Annotated in this window: 18 protein-coding genes; 12 read left to right on the plus strand and 6 right to left on the minus strand. The window is 64.3% G+C overall.

Annotated elements, in window-relative coordinates; all coding sequences use genetic code 11:
• The first annotated feature begins 53 nt into the window (after nt 1–53).
• On the plus strand, nt 54–881 hold the full coding sequence (locus tag ACT4OC_RS15650) for a hypothetical protein (protein WP_444839910.1): 828 nt from the start codon (nt 54–56) through the stop codon (nt 879–881).
• A gap of 75 nt (nt 882–956) precedes the next feature.
• Here the strand turns inward: ACT4OC_RS15650 and ACT4OC_RS15655 are convergent, their stop codons facing one another.
• Nucleotides 957–1,640, minus strand: coding sequence for a DUF599 domain-containing protein (locus tag ACT4OC_RS15655; protein WP_444839911.1), 684 nt, complete (start codon nt 1,638–1,640; stop codon nt 957–959).
• 95 nt (nt 1,641–1,735) lie between these two features.
• On the opposite strand from ACT4OC_RS15655, the gene ACT4OC_RS15660 reads away from it, so the two are divergent.
• The 4 genes from ACT4OC_RS15660 to ACT4OC_RS15675 all read left to right on the plus strand — a co-directional run bounded on the left by ACT4OC_RS15660 (nt 1,736) and on the right by ACT4OC_RS15675 (nt 4,523).
• Nucleotides 1,736–2,389: a glutathione S-transferase family protein gene (locus ACT4OC_RS15660; RefSeq protein WP_444839912.1), complete on the plus strand. Its 654-nt coding sequence runs from the start codon at nt 1,736–1,738 to the stop codon at nt 2,387–2,389.
• A gap of 311 nt (nt 2,390–2,700) precedes the next feature.
• The gene (locus ACT4OC_RS15665; protein ID WP_444839913.1) at nt 2,701–2,904 is read left to right on the plus strand and encodes a hypothetical protein; all 204 of its coding nucleotides are present in this window, start codon (nt 2,701–2,703) and stop codon (nt 2,902–2,904) included.
• A gap of 154 nt (nt 2,905–3,058) precedes the next feature.
• Entirely contained in the window at nt 3,059–4,051 is a 993-nt protein-coding gene (locus ACT4OC_RS15670; protein WP_444839914.1) for a hypothetical protein, read from the plus strand.
• Between the two features lie 31 nt (nt 4,052–4,082).
• Nucleotides 4,083–4,523 (plus strand): DUF1489 family protein, encoded by a 441-nt coding sequence (locus tag ACT4OC_RS15675; protein ID WP_444839915.1) that lies wholly within the window; start codon nt 4,083–4,085, stop codon nt 4,521–4,523.
• 9 nt (nt 4,524–4,532) lie between these two features.
• Here ACT4OC_RS15675 and panC read toward each other — a convergent pair whose 3' ends face one another.
• Nucleotides 4,533–5,384 (minus strand): pantoate--beta-alanine ligase, encoded by an 852-nt coding sequence (gene panC, locus ACT4OC_RS15680; protein WP_444839916.1) that lies wholly within the window; start codon nt 5,382–5,384, stop codon nt 4,533–4,535.
• 254 nt (nt 5,385–5,638) lie between these two features.
• Here panC and ACT4OC_RS15685 point away from each other — a divergent pair, with 254 nt between their 5' ends.
• From ACT4OC_RS15685 to ACT4OC_RS15700, 4 genes are all read left to right on the plus strand, one after another.
• Nucleotides 5,639–6,562, plus strand: coding sequence for a division plane positioning ATPase MipZ (locus ACT4OC_RS15685; protein ID WP_444839917.1), 924 nt, complete (start codon nt 5,639–5,641; stop codon nt 6,560–6,562).
• A 356-nt stretch (nt 6,563–6,918) separates the two neighbouring features.
• Nucleotides 6,919–7,803: an alpha/beta fold hydrolase gene (locus ACT4OC_RS15690; protein WP_444839918.1), complete on the plus strand. Its 885-nt coding sequence runs from the start codon at nt 6,919–6,921 to the stop codon at nt 7,801–7,803.
• A gap of 101 nt (nt 7,804–7,904) precedes the next feature.
• Nucleotides 7,905–8,648: a VWA domain-containing protein gene (locus ACT4OC_RS15695; RefSeq protein WP_444839919.1), complete on the plus strand. Its 744-nt coding sequence runs from the start codon at nt 7,905–7,907 to the stop codon at nt 8,646–8,648.
• Nucleotides 8,649–8,706: 58 nt separating this feature from the next.
• Nucleotides 8,707–9,432, plus strand: a complete 726-nt coding sequence (locus tag ACT4OC_RS15700) for a DnaJ domain-containing protein (RefSeq protein ID WP_444839920.1) — start codon at nt 8,707–8,709, stop codon at nt 9,430–9,432.
• Between the two features lie 223 nt (nt 9,433–9,655).
• Here the strand turns inward: ACT4OC_RS15700 and ACT4OC_RS15705 are convergent, their stop codons facing one another.
• Nucleotides 9,656–11,536, minus strand: coding sequence for a serine hydrolase (locus tag ACT4OC_RS15705; protein WP_444839921.1), 1,881 nt, complete (start codon nt 11,534–11,536; stop codon nt 9,656–9,658).
• Between the two features lie 404 nt (nt 11,537–11,940).
• Between ACT4OC_RS15705 and ACT4OC_RS15710 the strand changes: the two genes are divergently transcribed.
• The gene (locus ACT4OC_RS15710; RefSeq protein ID WP_444839929.1) at nt 11,941–12,279 is read left to right on the plus strand and encodes a phasin family protein; all 339 of its coding nucleotides are present in this window, start codon (nt 11,941–11,943) and stop codon (nt 12,277–12,279) included.
• 71 nt (nt 12,280–12,350) lie between these two features.
• On the opposite strand, the gene ACT4OC_RS15715 is transcribed toward ACT4OC_RS15710, so the two are convergent.
• Nucleotides 12,351–13,706 carry a vWA domain-containing protein gene (locus tag ACT4OC_RS15715; RefSeq protein WP_444839922.1) on the minus strand — a complete coding sequence of 452 codons (1,356 nt, stop codon included), beginning with the start codon at nt 13,704–13,706 and terminating at the stop codon, nt 12,351–12,353.
• A 434-nt stretch (nt 13,707–14,140) separates the two neighbouring features.
• On the opposite strand from ACT4OC_RS15715, the gene clpS reads away from it, so the two are divergent.
• Nucleotides 14,141–14,527: an ATP-dependent Clp protease adapter ClpS gene (gene clpS, locus ACT4OC_RS15720; protein ID WP_444839923.1), complete on the plus strand. Its 387-nt coding sequence runs from the start codon at nt 14,141–14,143 to the stop codon at nt 14,525–14,527.
• Between the two features lie 246 nt (nt 14,528–14,773).
• Nucleotides 14,774–17,194, plus strand: a complete 2,421-nt coding sequence (gene clpA, locus ACT4OC_RS15725) for an ATP-dependent Clp protease ATP-binding subunit ClpA (RefSeq protein WP_444839924.1) — start codon at nt 14,774–14,776, stop codon at nt 17,192–17,194.
• Between the two features lie 61 nt (nt 17,195–17,255).
• Here clpA and ACT4OC_RS15730 read toward each other — a convergent pair whose 3' ends face one another.
• Complete coding sequence (locus tag ACT4OC_RS15730; RefSeq protein WP_444839925.1) at nt 17,256–17,705, minus strand: PEGA domain-containing protein; 450 nt, start codon at nt 17,703–17,705, stop codon at nt 17,256–17,258.
• Between the two features lie 113 nt (nt 17,706–17,818).
• On the minus strand, nt 17,819–18,172 hold the full coding sequence (locus tag ACT4OC_RS15735; RefSeq protein WP_444839926.1) for a PilZ domain-containing protein: 354 nt from the start codon (nt 18,170–18,172) through the stop codon (nt 17,819–17,821).
• Nucleotides 18,173–18,289 lie beyond the last annotated feature (117 nt).

Genomic DNA, 18,289 nt, shown 5'->3' on the forward strand with positions numbered 1-18,289 from the left:
CGCATCGGGCTATGCTGGCGGGCGGGGGAAGTCCGCAACGCTGCAAGTCGAGAGTGGAAAACGATCAGGCCATACGCACGGGCGCAACGGCGTCGGTGATTGCGCATTTGTCGCTTCTCGCGCTGCTGGTACTGCTGTCCGAAGTGCAGCCGCTCGGCTCGGCCACCGAGCCGATCGCGGTCAACATCGTCACGACGGAAGAAGCCGAGCCGGAGAACCTAAAGGCCGAGCACAAGCCCGACCTCGAGCCGGCGGAGCCTGCGCAAGTCGCATTGCCCGATCCACCCGTCCCGGCGCAGCAACCGGCTCCCGAACGGAAAGCCGCGGCACCAAGCGCGCCACAGAGCGCTCCGCCGCAGCCACCGGCCCAGCCCCAGGCGCGGTCGGAACGGCGTGCCGCGGCGGCAGCCGCGCCGCCGCCGGTGCAGCCCTCATCTCCGCCGGAGTACCAGCCACCCGAGCCGGACCTTACCGTGAAGTACAACGTCATGCTTGGGCTGCCTGCTGAGCTTCCGCCGCTTGCGGCCAAGCCGGGGAAGTCGGAAGACGGCTTTGACCCGACGACGATCGCCGCCGACGTCAAGTCCAGCGTCATCGCCGAGCTCAGGCGGCATCTGAAGAGCTGCTCCAAACTGCCTGCGTCGGTACAGCCTTCCGACCACGTCATGGTCAAGTTGCGGATCTACCTGACGCAGGACGGACGGCTCGCCGCCGACCCGGTGGTTGGCGGCGGCAGTGCCAACGCCAAGGCGATCGAGCTGTTGCAGGGCGCGATTGCCGGGCTGAAGCGATGCCAGCCCTACAAGATGCTGCCTGCCGATCGCTACGGCGAATGGAAGGTGCTCGACCTCGATTTCACGCCGAAGGATTTTTCGGGGTAGTGGCAGCGGTGCCTGGAACCTAAACTCGCGAAAACAACCCCATGCAAAGTAGGTTGAAGGGGCGTGCGCTAGCAATCACGGCTTGGCGTCCATGGCCTTCCATGCATTGGACGCGAACTGGCGCCGCCATGTGACGATCACGACCGCGGCCGTGGTGATGAACAGCACCCACGGGCTGATGAACCAGCCGAGATAGCCGAGCGCGAAGAAGAAGGCGCGCTGCCCGCGATTGAAATGGGCACCCGCCGATTCGAACAGCCTCGTCGTGCGCATGACGTGGGCCTGCGCCTCCGCGGTGTCGCGCTCGCTCGCCGGCGGCATCGCGCCAAACAGGATCGCCACGTAGTTGAACAGCCGGTAGGACCAGGCGAATTTGAAGAAGGCGTAGATGAAGATCAGGATCAGCCCGACGCATTTGATTTCCCACAGCGCGGGCGAGGGCGCGATGTCGATCGGCAGCGCGCCGAGCACGGCGAGCGCATCGTTGGTGGCGCGAAGCAGGGCGAGCGCGCCGCCGATCGCCAACAGGCTGGTGGACGCAAAGAAGGCGGTGCCGTTCTGCAGCGAGGCCATGATCTGCATGTCCACCATCCGCGCATCGCGGTCGAGCATGCGGCGCACCCAGACCTCGCGGAACGCATTCATGCGCGCCGACAGGCCGGTGCGGCCGTAGGCGGTGTGCTCCAGTGTGATGGAATAGACCAGCCATTCCAGTGCGAAGAATCCGACCGCGACGATGTCGACCAGATAGGCGCCCATGTTGTATCCCTCGGCAGGAATCTCGCGCGGAACGACAGGTTGAACGCCTCTCGTCGCCTGTGGCAAGATGAAGGTTCGAAAAAGGATTCCCCCGCATGGCTGGACTGAAGCTCGTCATCGGCAACAAGAACTATTCGTCATGGTCGATGCGGCCGTGGCTGGCGCTGCGCGCCAACAATATCCCGTTCGAGGAGACGTTCATTCCGCTCTATACGGGGATGGCCGACAAGCAGCGTATCCTCGACGTTTCGCCGGCCGGCAAGGTGCCGATCCTGGTCGACGGCGACGTCACGGTGTGGGACTCGCTCGCCATCATCGAGTATCTGGCCGAGAAATTTCCGGAAAAGAAGCTCTGGCCCGACGATCGCGCGACCCGCGCCCGGGCGCGCGCGATTTCGGCCGAAATGCATTCCGGCTTTGCGGCCCTGCGCAACGAATGCGGCATGAACCTGCACCGGCCGGTCGGTCCGGTGCCGTTGTCGGAAGAGGCGCAGGGCAACATCGCCCGCATCCGGGAAATCTGGTCGGAGTGCCTGATGCGGCACGGCGGTCCGTTCCTGTTCGGCGCCTTCGGCGGCGCGGACGCGATGTATGCGCCGGTGGTGCATCGCTTCCGCACCTATGCCCTCGAAGTGGGCAGCGAGGCGCGGCGCTACATGGATGCGATGCAGGCGCTGCCGGCATTCCAGGAATGGACGCGCGACGGCCTCGCCGAGACCATCATCATCGAGAAATTCGAGACGGTGTGATGCCCATCGGACGATCGGTGCCCAAAAAGCTGCCAATTATGGCAACTTTTAGTTGAATTCTTCTGGTAGTTGTCACCAGAGGGCGCCGGCAAGCGCTGAACCTGAACCCGGTGCTTCACGAAGCTCCGCAAACGGAGCCGTCGGGAGGCCTCCGCCGAGCGGGTAGGGTACTGATAAAATTGCGAAATCTGCGCATTTGCCATGTCGCGATGATACTGGCCAATGGCGGGCCGGCTGTGCTAGGTTGCCGCAGGGTTCTCAACCGGCCGTCGTTACGGGGACCGTGGGCGTCAGGCCGGAAAAGCGCGCGTATGGAGAGGGCGTTGAAGCACAAGTTCACCGTTGGATCGAACGTCTATTTCACTGCAAGCAATGTGTCGCGTCCGGCTGCCACCGGCACCTACGAGGTGATCCGTCTGTTGCCGACCGAGGGCGACGATTGCCAGTACCGCATCAAGAGTTCGAGCGAAGCCTTCGAGCGGGTCGCCAAGGAAAGCCAGCTCGCCCTTACCTGATGCGATTGCGGTCCAGGTTCGGCGGCGCAAGGGTTCCAAATCCGTGGCCGCCAAATTGCCGGCATCGCAATCGCATGCTGCGCAAGTAGATGGCGCACGAGTCCGGCTTGTCGTGCCATGATGCGATATGTGCTGCGCTTGAGGGACATTGCGCATGAACTGGGCCTGGGCATCATCGCTCGATCACATTTGGCGCTCGCCGTCGTTTCCCGTGTTGGTAATGCTGGCTGCGGCCGGATTCTTCGCGATCCTGCTCCTCGTTACGCTGCTCCGCGCCGAGAGGTCGGTCGCCAACGGTGTGCTCGCCGTCATCACGCTGCTCGCGGTCGGCGCGGCGGCGGCGACGATCCGCGGCTTCGGTCTGCCGGGGTTATCCTCGTCGCCGGCAAGTCAGCCGCCGCCGGCTATGGCTTCCTTGCCGGCCCTTTCCTGCATCGACGATCTCGCCGGTGAGACGGTGCTGACTGCATGCGAGAAGACGCTGTTCGGCTCGCCGGAATCGGCGGCTGCGGCGATCTCCTATGCCGCTTCGCAGATCACGCGGCTGACCTCGCTTGGCGATGCCGCCACCATCACCAGCAATCTCACGCCTGAAGTGGAGGCGCTGCGCCGCTCGATCGAGCGCGACCGCTACGGGTTGATGGCCTACGTGCTGGTCGCGCGCGACCACTGTACGCCGCAGGCCTGCTCGGCGTTCCGCTCGCTCGCCAACAGCCGGCAAATCATCACCAACATGGACGACCGCGTCTATGAGGGGCTGGTGATGCGCTACTCGACCTCGTGGGGCGCTCCGCCCGTAGTGCCAGGGATCGCAGGGGTGCCCTCGGGCGCGCTGGCTGCGCTGCCGCCGCCCACGGGGGCCAGCGCGCCGAGCGGCAAGCCGACCACCATGATCGATTTCCCGTCGGCTTCTTCGACCCCGCCGGTCAACATCATGACGCCGGAACCGGGAGCGCCCGGATCGGCTGCGCCACCGCCGCGGACAGCCGCGCCCGCGCCGCCGCCCACCCCGGCGGCGCGTCCCGCTGCTGCGCCGCAGCCTGCCGCAAAGAAGCAGGCGCCGCCGAAGTCGGCGCGCGCCCCGACGCCGATCACGCCGCCGAGTTCTCCACCGCCGGCATCGGCGCCTGCGGCTAACGACGATTGATGCCGTCGTCCCGGCCCGCTAATTAGCGGGCATGCCACTTCATCTCATCAAGCTTGCCGTGGGTTGCGAGTCGGTTCGGGAACTCAAGCAATGGGTCGCCGAACGGATGGCGGCCGCGAAGAAGAAGGGCCTGCCGCAGCGACATGTCCACATCACGCGGATGACGCCGAAGCGCGATGGCGAGATTCTCGCTGGCGGCTCGCTCTACTGGGTGATCCGCGGCGAGGTCGCCGCGCGCGAGAAAATCATCGCGATCGAGCCGTTTCGCGACAAGGACGGTATCGGCCGCTGCCGCATCGTCATGCTGCCCAAGGTGGTCGCGGTGTCGCCGCGGCCGATGCGGCCGTTCCAGGGCTGGCGCTACCTGAAGCCCGACGCCGCGCCGCCCGATCTCGACAAGAGTGCCGCGAGAGGCGTTGCTTCCATGCCGGAACCGATGCGCCGCGAATTGCGCGATCTGGGTCTTCTGTAGGGCGCGCGGCTACACCGCGATGTTGTCGATCAGGCGCGTGGTGCCGAGCCTCGCCGCTACCAGCATTCGGACCGGACCGTCCTTCATCGAGCCGACCGGCGCCAGCGTCTCGGCATGGCGCGCTTCGAGGTAATCGAGGGCAAAGCCGGCGTTCCGGATCGTCTCCTCGCCGGCCGCCAGCGCAGCGGCGATGTCCTCGCCGGACCGGATCCCCGCCGCGCCCCGCTTCATCGCCTTGTAGAGGGTGGGAGCGACCCGTCGCTCCTCGGCCGAGAGATAGACGTTGCGCGATGACATCGCGAGGCCGTCGCGCTCGCGCACGGTCCTCGAGCCGATCACCTTGACGCCGAGATCGAGGTCGCGCGCCATTTGCGTGACGACGCGAAGCTGCTGGAAGTCCTTCTCGCCGAAGATTGCCACGTCAGGCCGGACCTGGGCGAACAGCTTGCCGACGACGGTTGCGACGCCGCCGAAGAAGTGCGGACGGAAACGATCCTCCAGGCCGGCGACGGCCGGGCCCTCAGGTGCAATTCGAGTCGCAAATCCCTCCGGGTACATGGTTTTGACATCGGGATGCCAGATTAGCTCGACACGCTCTGCGGCGAGCTTTTCGACGTCGGCTTTCCAGGTGCGGGGATAGGACCCGAAATCCTCGGTCGGGGCGAACTGGGTGGGGTTGACGAAGATGGAAACCACGACTTTTTCCGCCCGCTTCCTCGCCAGCCGGACCAGCGACAAATGCCCGTCATGGAGCGCGCCCATGGTCGGGACCAGTGCGACTCGGGCCTTGCGGGCGCGAAGGCCGTCGAGCGTACGGCGCAGGGCGGGGACGGTGCGGACGACCATGGGATTGCGTGACATCGGGACTCGGGGCGGTTGGCGGCGGACAGGCCGCTGGCCTTGTTGGCATGGGGCGGGAGCGGCGGACCTTATCAAGGCGAGTTGGCCGGAGCCAAGCCGTCGGCGGACACGCTGCCGAGAAAATGAACCAACGCGTGACCTGACGCACACATGATTCAGGATAATGCGCGTAGTTATTGTACTTCGAGCGGTTTACCACGCATTTCGCTTGACCGCGGTACGGCCTGACTCGAAGATGTGACAGGGGTTGAGTCATGCTCGTGCAGGCCAGTCAGGGGCAGTCGGGTTCGGCACACGTCGTGGTGCTGGGCAACGAAAAGGGCGGTTCGGGAAAATCCACCACCGCCCTGCATATCGCTGTCGCCCTGATGAAAGCCGGCCAGCGGGTCGCCACCATCGACCTCGACTGCCGCCAACAGAGCTTCACCCACTACATCAACAACCGCCAGGCTTGGGCCCGCCGCACCGGGCTAGAGCTCGAGCTGCCGGTGCATCGCTGCATCAAGGCCGGGCTGACCATGCAGGTTGCCGACAACGAAAATTCTGAATTACAGCAGTTCACGGATTCGGTCAGCGCGGTCGAGCACACCTTCGATTTCATCGTGATCGATACGCCGGGCACCGACAGCTACCTGATGCGGCTGGCGCATTCGATGGCCGACACGCTGGTGACGCCCATCAACGACAGCTTCCTCGATTTCGACGTCCTGGGCACGGTCGATCCGCAGACCTATGCGGTGACCGGCGAGAGCCACTACGCCGAGATGGTGCGCGATACCCGCCGCAGGCGCCGACAGCTCGATGGCGCGAGTTCCGACTGGATCGTCGTGCGCAACCGCCTCTCGATGATCGGATCGCGCAACAAGCAGCTGGTTGCGGACGGCCTCAAGGAGCTGTCGTTCCGCCTGGGCTTCCGATCGGTGGACGGGTTTGCCGAGCGCGTGGTCTATCGCGAGTTCTTCCCGCGGGGCTTGACTGCGCTCGACGACATCGACGAGGCAACGCTCGGCACCCGTCCGAATCTCGGCCATGTCACCGCCCGCGAAGAGGTGACGAGTCTGCTGCGGCAGCTGAAGCTGCCGCTCGACGAACGGGGACGCCGCCGCGCCGCCAACCGCGCCGAGTGGTTCAACGCGGTGGACAAGCCGCTCGAAATCCACGACATCCTCGGCGCCTGAGCTCCGCCTCGTCACGCCATCGCAGTTTTCAACGCCTGCCACCGGCTGCGGGAATTTTTCAGTCAGCGCCGCGCTTACGGTATCTAGACACCTAGTCAGGTGGAACCCGGACGGTTGGGATCCGTTTTCTTACGGAGGTGACCGAACCGAACTTTGACTGCTTCCGTCTTATCTATAGGAACTGGGAGCCCGGCATTGGTCGGCTGCACAACAAGTAAGTGCAGCGCACAAAAGCAGGGCGCCGTATTCACAAGATTTGGACTTTATGTCACGTCAGCGTGACATATATCATGGACATGGGACCGCAGAGTCCCGAACATGGAACAAACCCAAACAGGGGTTGCGCCGAGGAAAAGATGAAACGTGGAATTGCCGTTCTGCTTTCGTTGACCGCGCTGCTGGTCGTTGCCTACTTCACTGCAAGCAAGTTGGCGATCCGGCACGAGACGATCGCGCTGCATGATGCGGACCGCAACAATCGCCTTGTTGCCGTCGAGATCGCCGTTCGTCGTGACAAGGAGTTGCAGGCCGAGGCCGGCCTGATCAAGCTGCCGGTTGCGATCATCAACCACGGCAATACCGTCAAGCACACCGAATATTCCTTCCTCTCCAACGTATTTGCGGCGCGCGGCTATCTCGTGATCGCCCCGCAGCACGACCTGCCGACCGATCCGCCGATGGTGACGAAGGTCGGCGAACTCTATGTCGGCCGCCTGCCGCAGATGCAGCGCGGTATTGCCAACATCAAATTTGCCGTCGCCGAAATGAAGAAGCGGCAGCCGAACGCCGACTACGACAGGGTGACGATGGTCGGGCACTCGCTGGGCGGCGACATCTCAATGTATTTCGCCAAGCAGTATCCGGACGAGATCAAGAAGGTGGTCACGCTGGACAATCTGCGCGTGCCCTTCCTGACCGAGGGCAAGTTCAAGATCCTGTCGTTCCGCTCCAGGGACAATCAGTTCAAGCCGGATCCGGGTGTCGTGCCCGATGCGGAGGAGTGCGAGAGGGCCGACATCACGGTGGTCGACACCGGCTTCCAGCACAACGACATGCGCGACACCGGTCCTGACGTGGCGAAGAGCTCGATCCAGTCCATGCTCGACAGGTTCCTGGACACCGCCGACAGCGCGATTGGGCCGGTCGACACGACGAAGACGGTGCCGAAGATCCTGACCGAACCGGGTCCGGTGACGCTTTACGCCCCGCCGCAGAAGAAGCCGGCGAAGGTCGCCAACTGAAGGCGCCTTGATCGTTCTTTGCGCGCAAGCGGGTTCGGCGCGCATTGACCGCGCTGGATCCAGCTCCCACATGGAGCGTGCATCCAGTCCCGAGGGCGCGCATGGCCGGCGATCCGTCCAAACCGAACTCCTCGAGCGAAGTGCCTTCGCGCAAGGCAGGCTCGTTGCCCGAAGGGTGCGCGTCGAGTTCTGGGGATATCGCCGCCTTCGTCGCCAAGGCGCGTGCGATGTCGCCGCAAGCGGCCGGTGCGCGAGGCCGCCTGGTTTTCGCGCTCGACGCCACCATGAGCCGGCAGCCGACCTGGGACATGGCTTGCAGCCTGCAAGCCGACATGTTCCGCGAAGCTGCTTCTGTCGGCAGCCTCGACATCCGCCTGGTCTACTATCGCGGCCTCGGCGAGTGCCGCGCCACGGGGTGGATTTCCGATTCGGCGCAATTGGCGCGGCTGATGGGCAAGATCGACTGCCAGGGCGGCAACACGCAGATCGGCAAGGTGCTGGCGGAGACGCGGCGCGAGGCGGTCGCAGCCGGCGTGCGCGCGCTGGTATTCGTCGGCGATGCCATGGAAGAGAATGTCGACGAGCTCTGCGCCAGGGCCGGCGAGCTCGGGTTGTTGAAAGTACCGGCCTTCATGTTCCAGGAAGGCCACGACGGCGAGGCCGAACGGGCGTTTCGCGAGATCGCGCGACTGACCGGGGGCGCTTGGTGCCGCTTCGATCCGGGCGCGGCGGCGCAGCTGCGCGAGCTGCTGCGCGCGGCGGCAGCTTACGCCGCCGGCGGCCGCGAGGCGCTCAGGCTGTCGGCCAGCAGCGGCGCGGCGGCGCTTCTCAGCCAGATGAAGTGAGCGGCGGGGCCGGTCCGTCGGCCATGCTTTTCGTCGCCGACATCACTATACTTGTGTCATGGTTACACTCGTCGCCGGCGTCGTCGCCGTTATCGTTCTCTATCTGCTGCTGCAGATGTTTCGCGCCGCCAATCCGGCGATGCTGGCGCGTGCCATCAAGATCGTCGGTGGCGTCGTGTCCCTGGCGGTTGCGGCTTATACGGGGCTGCGCGGCCAACTGGCGGTTGCCATCCCGCTCGGCATTTTCGGCGCCGGCCTGCTCGGCTGGGCGCCATTCGGCACAGCGGGCTTTGCCAATTTCGGCGGCCTGTTCGGCGGCGGGCAGCGCTCGTCGGGACAGAGCTCGCGGGTGCGATCGGCCTTCCTGGACATGCGCCTCGACCACGACAGCGGCGAATTGTCGGGGACGATCGTCGCCGGCGAACATGCCGGCCGTTCGCTCGGCGAGTTCGATCTCGCCCGGCTGCTGGCGATGATGCCGGCCTTCGATGCCGAAAGCGTCGCCTTACTTGAAAGCTATCTTGACCGCCGGTTTCCCGCCTGGCGTCAGGACGCGCAGGGCAACGGGGCAGGGCGGCAGCGCCGCGCGGCGCCGAGCGGCAAAATGACGGCGGAGGAGGCCTATCAGATCCTTGGCCTGCAGCCGGGGGCGAGCCGCGACGACATCGCCCGCGCGCACCGTGCCCTCATGAAGAAATTGCATCCCGACCAGGGGGGATCGACGTATCTCGCCGCCCGTGTAAACGAGGCCAAGGATACCCTGCTTCGCACGCATCACAGCTAACTCCGGCAACGCTACCAACGCCACATTCCGAAAGCCGCCGTCCTCTGATCGATGCCCCATGGCCCACCCGCCGTTGCCCGGCGTGGCCTGCCTTTTCTGAAACTTAACCGTAAATTCTTGACGAGAAGTTTGCGCCGGCAGGCCGGGACCAAAACCGGCATGGGCAGAGCCGAAGAAAAAGGCCGGGATAGGCGCCCCGGCCTTGCCGTCAAGCGATGCAAGGTCAGTTGCGGACCGTGATGCAGGAAATGTCGGCGCGCTTGAGCGTGCGGCACACGGCCTCCGCCTGATCGCGCTCGAGCCCGGCGAAGCGGGCCCGGAACAGCTTTCGATTGTCCTTGGCGACGACCGGCTCGGTGAAGGGGTCGGCCTTGTTGAGCATGCCGCGCGAATGGCTCCTGGCGGCTTCGATGCGCTGCTTGGCCTCGCTCTCGCTCTCGAGCGCGCCTACCTGCACGATCCAGCCGGCACGGGCGGAGGCGGGGGCGGCCGGCTTGATGGCGCCGTTCTGCTGGACGGCTTGCGGCGGGGCGACCTGGGCCGGCGGCGCGGTCTCGGCTTTGGCGGGAGCGGCATAAGCCATCGCCTGCGCCGGCGCGGCGGCTGCGCTGGAGGCAGGCAATACGCCGAGCAGGCCATTTCCGGTGCCGTGGCCCGGCGGCTGCGCCGGCAGGGCGCTGCGCGTGAGCTCGGGGCGGACGACGTCAGGCCGTACGAATTCCGTCTTTGCCGGATCGGCCTTCGCGACCACGGCGTTCGACGTCTCGGCAACTTCGGGTCGCGGCGGAATGGTGTGGGTGGTCGCAGGCGGGGCCGGTTGAGCGGGACCGGCGGAAGCCAGCTTCATCCCCCCGGCCTTGACCTGAACCGTCTTGACCCGGACCGGCTTCATCGGCTCGGCGGAGCCGGGGATCGGGGCGAACTGCTGGGTCTGAATCACGCCGCTGGTGAGCGGGGCGGGCTCGGGCTTGGCCTGTACCTCAGGCTTGGCCTGTACCTCAGGCTTGGGCTGCGGCGGCAGGGCGGCGGCTGCAGCAGCCATCAGCGACGGCTTTGCCGGAGCGACGGAGCGAGCCTGCATGGCATCGAGGCTGGGCTCGGAGTGGGCGGTGACCTGCACGGCGCCCTGCACCTGCACCAGTGCCGCTGGTTTCGAGGCCTCCGTTTCCGCGACCGCGGCATTGGCCGGGCCACGCTCGGTGATGGCGGCAACCGTGCGTTTGGTTGCGCCCTTCTCGAGGTTCTCGGCAAGCAGGTTGCGCATGACGGCGTCGCGCGAGCCGCCGCTGCGGCCGCCCAGCACCACGCCGACCAGATGGCGGTTGCCGCGACGCATCGAGCTGACGAGGTTGAAGCCGGAAGCGCGGGTGTAGCCGGTCTTGATGCCGTCGACGCCTTCGACGCTGCCGAGCAGGCGGTTGTGGTTGCGGATCGAGTTTCCCCGGTAGACAAAGGTCGAGGTCGCGAAGTAACGGTAGTAGCGCGGGAAGCGGTCCTGGATTGCCCGGCCGAGGATGGCCTGGTCTCGCGCCGTGGTGATCTGCTCGTCGTTAGGCAGGCCCGAGGCGTTGCGATAGACGGTTTTGCTCATGCCTAGCGAACGCGCCTTGCGCGTCATCAGCCTGGCGAATTCGGATTCGTCGCCACCGATCGCTTCGGCAACGACCACGGCCGCGTCATTGGCCGAACGGGTAACCAGTCCCTTGATGGCGTCTTCGACCTTCAGCGTCTGGCCGGGCTTGAGCCCGAGCTTGGTCGGGGCTTGTTCCGAGGCATGCTCCGACACAGGCAATTGCGTGTCGAGAGCCATCTTGTCGGCTTCGAGACGCTCGAACAGAAGATAAAGCGTCATGATTTTTGTGAGCGAAGCGGGACGGCGGGGGGCGTCCGGGTTGGTGGACTGGAGTACCGCGCCGGAATTGCCATCGACGATGATCGAGGCGAAGGCGGGGCTGTAGCTCGATCGCGCTTCGTGGTGACGCTTGCCGCGGTAGCGGCGCGCGTCGGCACTGTCTGTCGTGAAGATGACGGTAGCCGAGACTGTGATCAGTCCGAGAGCAAACGCTCGCAACGCTCGCGAGGAAGCCAAGGTGGTGCGAAGCATAAACTTCCCCGTCCCATTTTCTGTCTTGATCACCGGTTCGTGAGGCAAAATTGTGCCCAAACGGTCGGCGACGGTTACCCTGCGCGATGGCCGATCCGGACTTTCACTTCAAGTCGGGCTGGCCGTCGCACCGCTATTCTAGCTAAGGTGCTGTTTGACAAGCGCTTTCCTCAGCGCCTGCCGGAAGGCGAACAAGTCCAAAGCAGAGGTTAGGCGGCGCGAGTTTCCAAAAGATTAAGGAACCGTTGAGTTGAGGACCGGGATTCCCGCCAAATTTGCGGCGCCATCTTGTGCATTGCACAAGTTCTATTGATTTTTTGTGCACCGCAGTATATATGAGTCGGTGTCACGGAGCCGGGATCTCCGGACAGGAAGTAACATTCAGTCTGGGAAAGGACTCCATGATGGTGAAATTCGAAGACATCCAGAGCTACGGCAAGGAACAGTTCGAGCAGGCCGTTGCCAACGCGACCACCTTCCAGAGCGGCGTCACCGCGATCGCCAACGCCTATGGCGAGCACGTCAAGAAGCAGTTCGAAGAGACCAAGTCGTTCGCCGAGAAGCTTTCGGGCGTGAAGTCCCTCGACAAGGCGCTGGAAGCCCAGAGCGACTACGCGCGCACCTCCTACGAGACGTTCGTCGCCGACGCGCAGAAGATCGCCGGTCTCTATGGCGATCTCGCCAAGCAGACCTTCAAGCCGCTCGAAGGCCTGGTCGCCAAGTTCACGCCGGCCGCCAACTGATCTTTCGCAATCGTCGAAGAAAAAAAGCCCGGCGCGAGCCGGGCTTTTTTGCGCGCGATGAAGGCGCGTCGCTATTTGGCAACGCGGAGCAATGTCAGCTTGGTGGCGATGTCCTTAAAAACGGAAGCGGTTTGCGACGCCGAAGTGACCAGGTAGAAGTTGTTTGTGCTTGTCGCGCAGTACTGCAGCACCGACGAGGTCGGATCGCCGCCGGTATTCACCTGGATGGTGTAGATAGTGATGTTGGCCGCCTTGGCGTTGTCGCACAGTATCTTCTGCCGTGCGTCGATCGGCGACGAGCTACTGTACCAGCGGTTCTGCGTGTTCAAGCCGTCGGACAGCAGCACGACGGTGTCCTTGTAGACGTAGCCTGATTCCTTCGCCGGCGCGTTGAAGGGGTCGCTCTGGGTCAGCGTCATCCAGCCCCAGGCCAGCCCGATGCCCTGGTTGGTGTTGCCGGTCGGCTTAAGCGCGTCGATCTTGGCCTTCAGAGCCGTCCAATCATAGCTCAGCGGCATGATTGGCGGCATATAGGCCCAACTGCTGGTGCTGCAATAGGAGTACTGTTCGGCCGGGAACAGCGTCGCCGTATTCGACGTTATGGGAGCTGTGTTTTTGGTGTCATAGTCTTGGGTGCGGTCGGTGAGGCAACCGGTCCAGGTGTTGTGGTTTTTCGGAGTCCAGACTTTGCCGTTGGCTTCGCAGGTCGACTTCTTCTTGTACGTGGTGTTGCTGCAGGTGCCATTGACTTTCTCCCAGTCGGTCCAGTCGATCCAGGACGCATTGTAGTAACTCGCTCCCACATTGACGTCCTTGGCGAAGGGCACGACCGAGATGTAGATGTCGCCGTTGACAGTGGCGAGCTTGCTCAGTTGGTCGACAAGGTCCTTGGCGGCGGTCTGCATCGCCGGCATCTTTCCGTCCCAGGCCATCGAGCCGGTGACGTCGAGCACCAACGCAACGCGCATGCGCACATTGCCCCATGCTGTGGTTGATGCGCTGCCGAAACCCATCGTCGGGAACCCAGCGACTCGCATGAAATCGGTGATAATCTCACCCGAACCGTTGATCTCGACTTTATTCGGAGTAGCGCCGGTAGATGGCGTATAGGTGGCGGCGACGGACACGTTCTTTGCGTCCTTATTGTTATACAGCGCACTGAAATAAGCTGTTGCCTTGGTGCTGATCTGCGAGGAGTTGATCGTGCCGGTGGAGAGGTCCTTCGACAGCATGAGGGCGGTCGAGTCGAGGGCCGCCTGCATTGCCGTGCGCGCCGCGTTGGCGCGGGTGTAGTCGATCGCAACGCCCACGAAGCTGATGATCGGGATCGCCGACAGGGCGAAAATGACCGCGATATTGCCTTCACGCGCGCCGATGAACCGGCCGGCGGCGGCACGAAGCTTACGGAGGACGGAAGCACCAGACATGGTTGTCACCGAATTTGGGTTTTGAACCCCGCTACTTCGGCGCAGGCCATTAAATGGGTGGTAAACCGGACCGCAGAAAGGCGGATTCAACGGCCAGGAAAGGACGAATCGGCCGGGAAAGCCTCGGGCATCGTCAATGCGCCGCTAAATGGATGCCGCATTTTTTTGTCAAACCCGGCAGGATTGTTTAACCTTGTAGCCGGTCGCCGGACCCGAGAATCGGCCTGGCCGGCAGTCGCGTCAGGTGCGCTTGCAGCGGGCCGACCATGGGCCCATATTTATGCAGCCGATGCGGCATGACGGGGTCATGCCGGACGGTACGGCGACCCGCAAACGGGTCCGGGAACCCGCGAGGGAACTCCGCAAGGAGCGGCCTCTCGGGCGACGCGGTATCGTTGTCCGGTTTACCGTGGGGAAATTCGAACGCCTGCGCCATGTTGCAATCAGCTCCTACCATCGTTTCGACCTTCATTGCCGCGTCCGAACCCCGATTGGGCAATGACGACAAGCCGGGAGGGCCCAGCGGTCCCTCGACGTCGGTCATCACCAAGGTCAAGCCGAAGACCAAGCGCCCGAACCTGTACCGGGTGCTGATCCTGAACGACGACTACACGCCGATGGAGTTCGTCGTTCACGTGCTGGAGAAATTCTTCAACAAGGACGTCGAGGCCGCGACCAAGATCATGCTCCACGTCCACCATCACGGAATCGGGGAGTGCGGCGTGTTCACCTATGAGATCGCCGAGACCAAGGTGACGCAGGTGATGGATTTCGCGCGCAAGCACCAGCACCCCCTGCAGTGCGTGATGGAAAAGAAGTAGCTCGTATTTCCGCTCGCTCCGGCAAGAATCGGAACGGGTCTTGCATCCAAATCGTTGAATGACGCGGACGGCGCCCCCGGTGAAATGCGGGGGTGACGGGTTGCGAACGATTCCAGAGGAAAACCGGTTTTCTCGGGCCGGGCTTTTGCCATGATCGGGCGTAACTATATGAGTTAGGACGGCAAAGGTTGTTGTTGCCTGCCAAGGTAATGGCGATCATGATGGTGGGGGCTACAGAGGACGCGAATGCCAACTTTTTCCCAGAGCCTTGAACAATCCCTGCATCGCGCGCTGGCGATCGCCAACGAGCGCCACCACCAATATGCGACGCTCGAGCACCTCTTGCTGTCGCTGATCGACGATTCCGATGCGGCCGCCGTGATGCGCGCCTGCAGCGTCGACCTCGACAAGCTGCGCACCAGCCTCGTCAACTACCTCGAGACCGAATTCGAAAACCTCGTCACCGACAGCGGCGACGACGCCAAGCCCACCGCCGGCTTCCAGCGCGTGATCCAGCGCGCGGTGATCCATGTGCAGTCCTCCGGTCGCGAAGAAGTGACCGGCGCCAACGTGCTGATTGCGATCTTCGCCGAGCGCGAGAGCCATGCTGCGTACTTCCTGCAGGAGCAGGACATGACGCGCTACGACGCCGTCAACTACATCAGTCACGGCATCGCCAAGCGGCCCGGCGTCTCCGAGGCACGGCCGGTGCGTGGCGTCGACGAGGAGACCGAGACCAAGGGCAACGAGGACGCCAAGAAGAAGGGCGAGGCGCTCGAGACCTATTGCGTCAACCTCAACAAGAAGGCGCGCGACGGCAAGATCGATCCGGTGATCGGTCGCAACGCCGAGATCAACCGCGCCATCCAGGTGCTGTGCCGCAGGCAGAAGAACAACCCGCTGTTCGTCGGCGATGCCGGCGTCGGCAAGACCGCAATCGCGGAAGGGCTCGCCAAGCGCATCGTCGACAGCGAGGTGCCGGAAGTGCTGGCGGCCGCCACCGTGTTCTCGCTCGACATGGGCACGCTGCTCGCGGGCACGCGCTATCGCGGCGACTTCGAGGAGCGGTTGAAGCAGGTGTTGAAGGAACTGGAGGCGCATCCCAGCGCCATCCTGTTCATCGACGAGATCCACACGGTGATCGGGGCAGGGGCCACCTCCGGTGGCGCCATGGACGCCTCCAATTTGCTCAAGCCGGCGCTCGCCTCCGGCACCATCCGCTGCATGGGCTCGACGACCTACAAGGAATATCGCCAGCACTTCGAGAAGGACCGCGCGCTGGTGCGGCGCTTCCAGAAGATCGACGTCAACGAGCCGACGGTCGAGGACGCGATCGCGATCCTCAAGGGGCTCAAGCCGTATTTCGAGGACTACCATCGCCTCAAATACACCAACGAGGCGATCGAGGCCGCAGTGCAGCTTTCCTCGCGCTACATCCACGACCGCAAACTGCCCGACAAGGCGATCGACGTGATCGACGAATCGGGCGCAGCGCAGATGCTGGTTGCCGAGCACAGGCGCAAGAAGACCATCGGCATCAAGGAAATCGAGATCACGATCGCGACCATGGCGCGGATTCCGCCCAAGAGCGTGTCGAAGAACGATGCCGAGGTGCTCAGGCATCTCGAGCAGACGCTGAAGCGCGTGGTGTTCGGCCAGGACAAGGCGATCGAGTCGCTGTCCGCCTCGATCAAGCTCGCCCGCGCCGGCTTGCGCGAGCCGGAGAAGCCGATCGGCAGCTACCTGTTCTCCGGGCCCACCGGCGTCGGCAAGACCGAGGTGGCAAAGCAGCTCGCCGCCTCGCTCGGCGTGGAACTGCTGCGCTTCGACATGTCCGAGTACATGGAGCGGCACACGGTGTCGCGCCTGATCGGCGCGCCGCCCGGCTATGTCGGCTTCGACCAGGGCGGCCTGCTCACCGACGGCGTCGACCAGCATCCGCACTGCGTGGTGCTGCTCGATGAAATCGAGAAGGCGCATCCCGATCTGTACAACGTACTGCTGCAGATCATGGATCATGGCCGGCTCACGGACCACAACGGCAAGCAGGTCAACTTCCGCAACGTCATCCTGATCATGACGACGAATGCCGGCGCCGCGGATCTGGCACGGCAGGCCTTCGGCTTCACCCGGTCGAAGCGGGAAGGCGACGACCACGAGGCGATCAACCGGCAGTTCGCGCCGGAGTTCCGCAACCGGCTCGACGCCGTCGTCTCCTTCGCGCACCTCAATGCCGACGTGATCGGCATGGTGGTGGAGAAGTTCGTGCTGCAACTCGAGGCGCAGCTCGCCGACCGCGACGTCACCATCGAGCTGTCGGAGCCCGCCAAGGCCTGGCTGATCGAGCGCGGCTACGACGAGCAGATGGGCGCGCGGCCGATGGCCCGCGTGATCCAGGAGCACATCAAGAAGCCGCTCGCCGACGAAGTGCTGTTCGGCCAGCTCAAGGGCGGCGGCCACGTCCGCGTCGTGCTGGTCAAGGACGAGGCGACGGACAAGGATAAGATCGGCTTCGAGTTCGTCGAGGGCCCGGTCACGCCCAAGCCCGAGAAGCTGCCGGGCGCGCGCAAGCGCAGCAGCCTGCCGCGGAAGCCGAAGCCGCCGGGCGGTCCCGGCGGCGGTGGGTCCAAGGCGCCGCCCTCGCGCGGACCGCTGGTCAAGGTCTGAAGCGGATTTGACGATTGACCAAAGGCCGGCTGCTGAGCCGGCCTTTTCATTTGGGTTGCGGTTACGTTCCCGTCCGCGGCGGAGCGGCAGGACGCGGCTTTCGCGGCGGCCCGGGCCGCGCGGGTGGAGCGATCCGCTCCAGGGTGACTTCGACGGGGTTGGGCTTGTGATCGGTCGCGGCGCCCGTGACGGCATCGACGCCCATGCCGACCAGTCCGCCGACAATGACATTGCCGGCGAAACCGGCAGCGCCGGCGGCCGGAATCTCCTTCGTCAATTGAACGACCTGGGGCTCGTAACCTTCCTTCGCAACCGAAACGGAAATGTCGGCATTGCGTTTGACGACGACGGTGCACGGCGTGACGCAGGCGGTCGGGTTGTCGAGTCCGGAAATCGTCGCTTCCGCGCCTGGCGGCGTGGACACGATGGTGAGATTCTCGGTTGTTCCGCGGGTTACCGACGCGCAGCCGCCCGCCACGGCGCACAGCGCCACAATCCCCACGATACGCATGACACAACTCTCCCCCAAGTTGAGCGAAACTAAGCGCAACCCGAAGGTGGAGGCAAGGGGGTAGTTATACCGGAGTCGTTTTGAGGCGAAATGCTGCGCAGGCGCGCGGGCCGTTAGCCTTCCCCGAGCAGCTCCTTGATGCGTCGCTTGAGCTGGCGCTGCTTGATCTGGCTGCGGCGCAGCCGTTCGTCGAGGTCGTTGGACTGTGGGTCCGTCACCATGGTGCGGAAGGCGAGGCCGACGCGGTTGGCTTGGCGCCAGATCATCCGGGCGAGGACGGAGCGGCCCTTGCGCGGGATGTTCAGATTGACGGTCTCGGGCAGCCTGGCGGCCTCATCGATCTCGACGCAGGCGCCGCGCTCGTTGATATTGCGCACCACGCAATCCACCGTCGAGCCGCGATCGTTGATCTCGGCGATGCCGCCGAGAAACACCTTGTCGCGCGCACTTTGCCGTCGGTCCTGCATGGTCGGCGTCTCCCGCTATGGAAGGGCGACTGTACGACGGTTCCGCGGGCAGACGAGGGACGACGGCAGCGATTTGTCGCGTTAACGTAAACCGGCCGGTTCGGGAACCGGCGGGGA

The organism is Bradyrhizobium sp. (genome assembly GCF_052389815.1).
Taxonomy (GTDB): domain Bacteria; phylum Pseudomonadota; class Alphaproteobacteria; order Rhizobiales; family Xanthobacteraceae; genus Bradyrhizobium.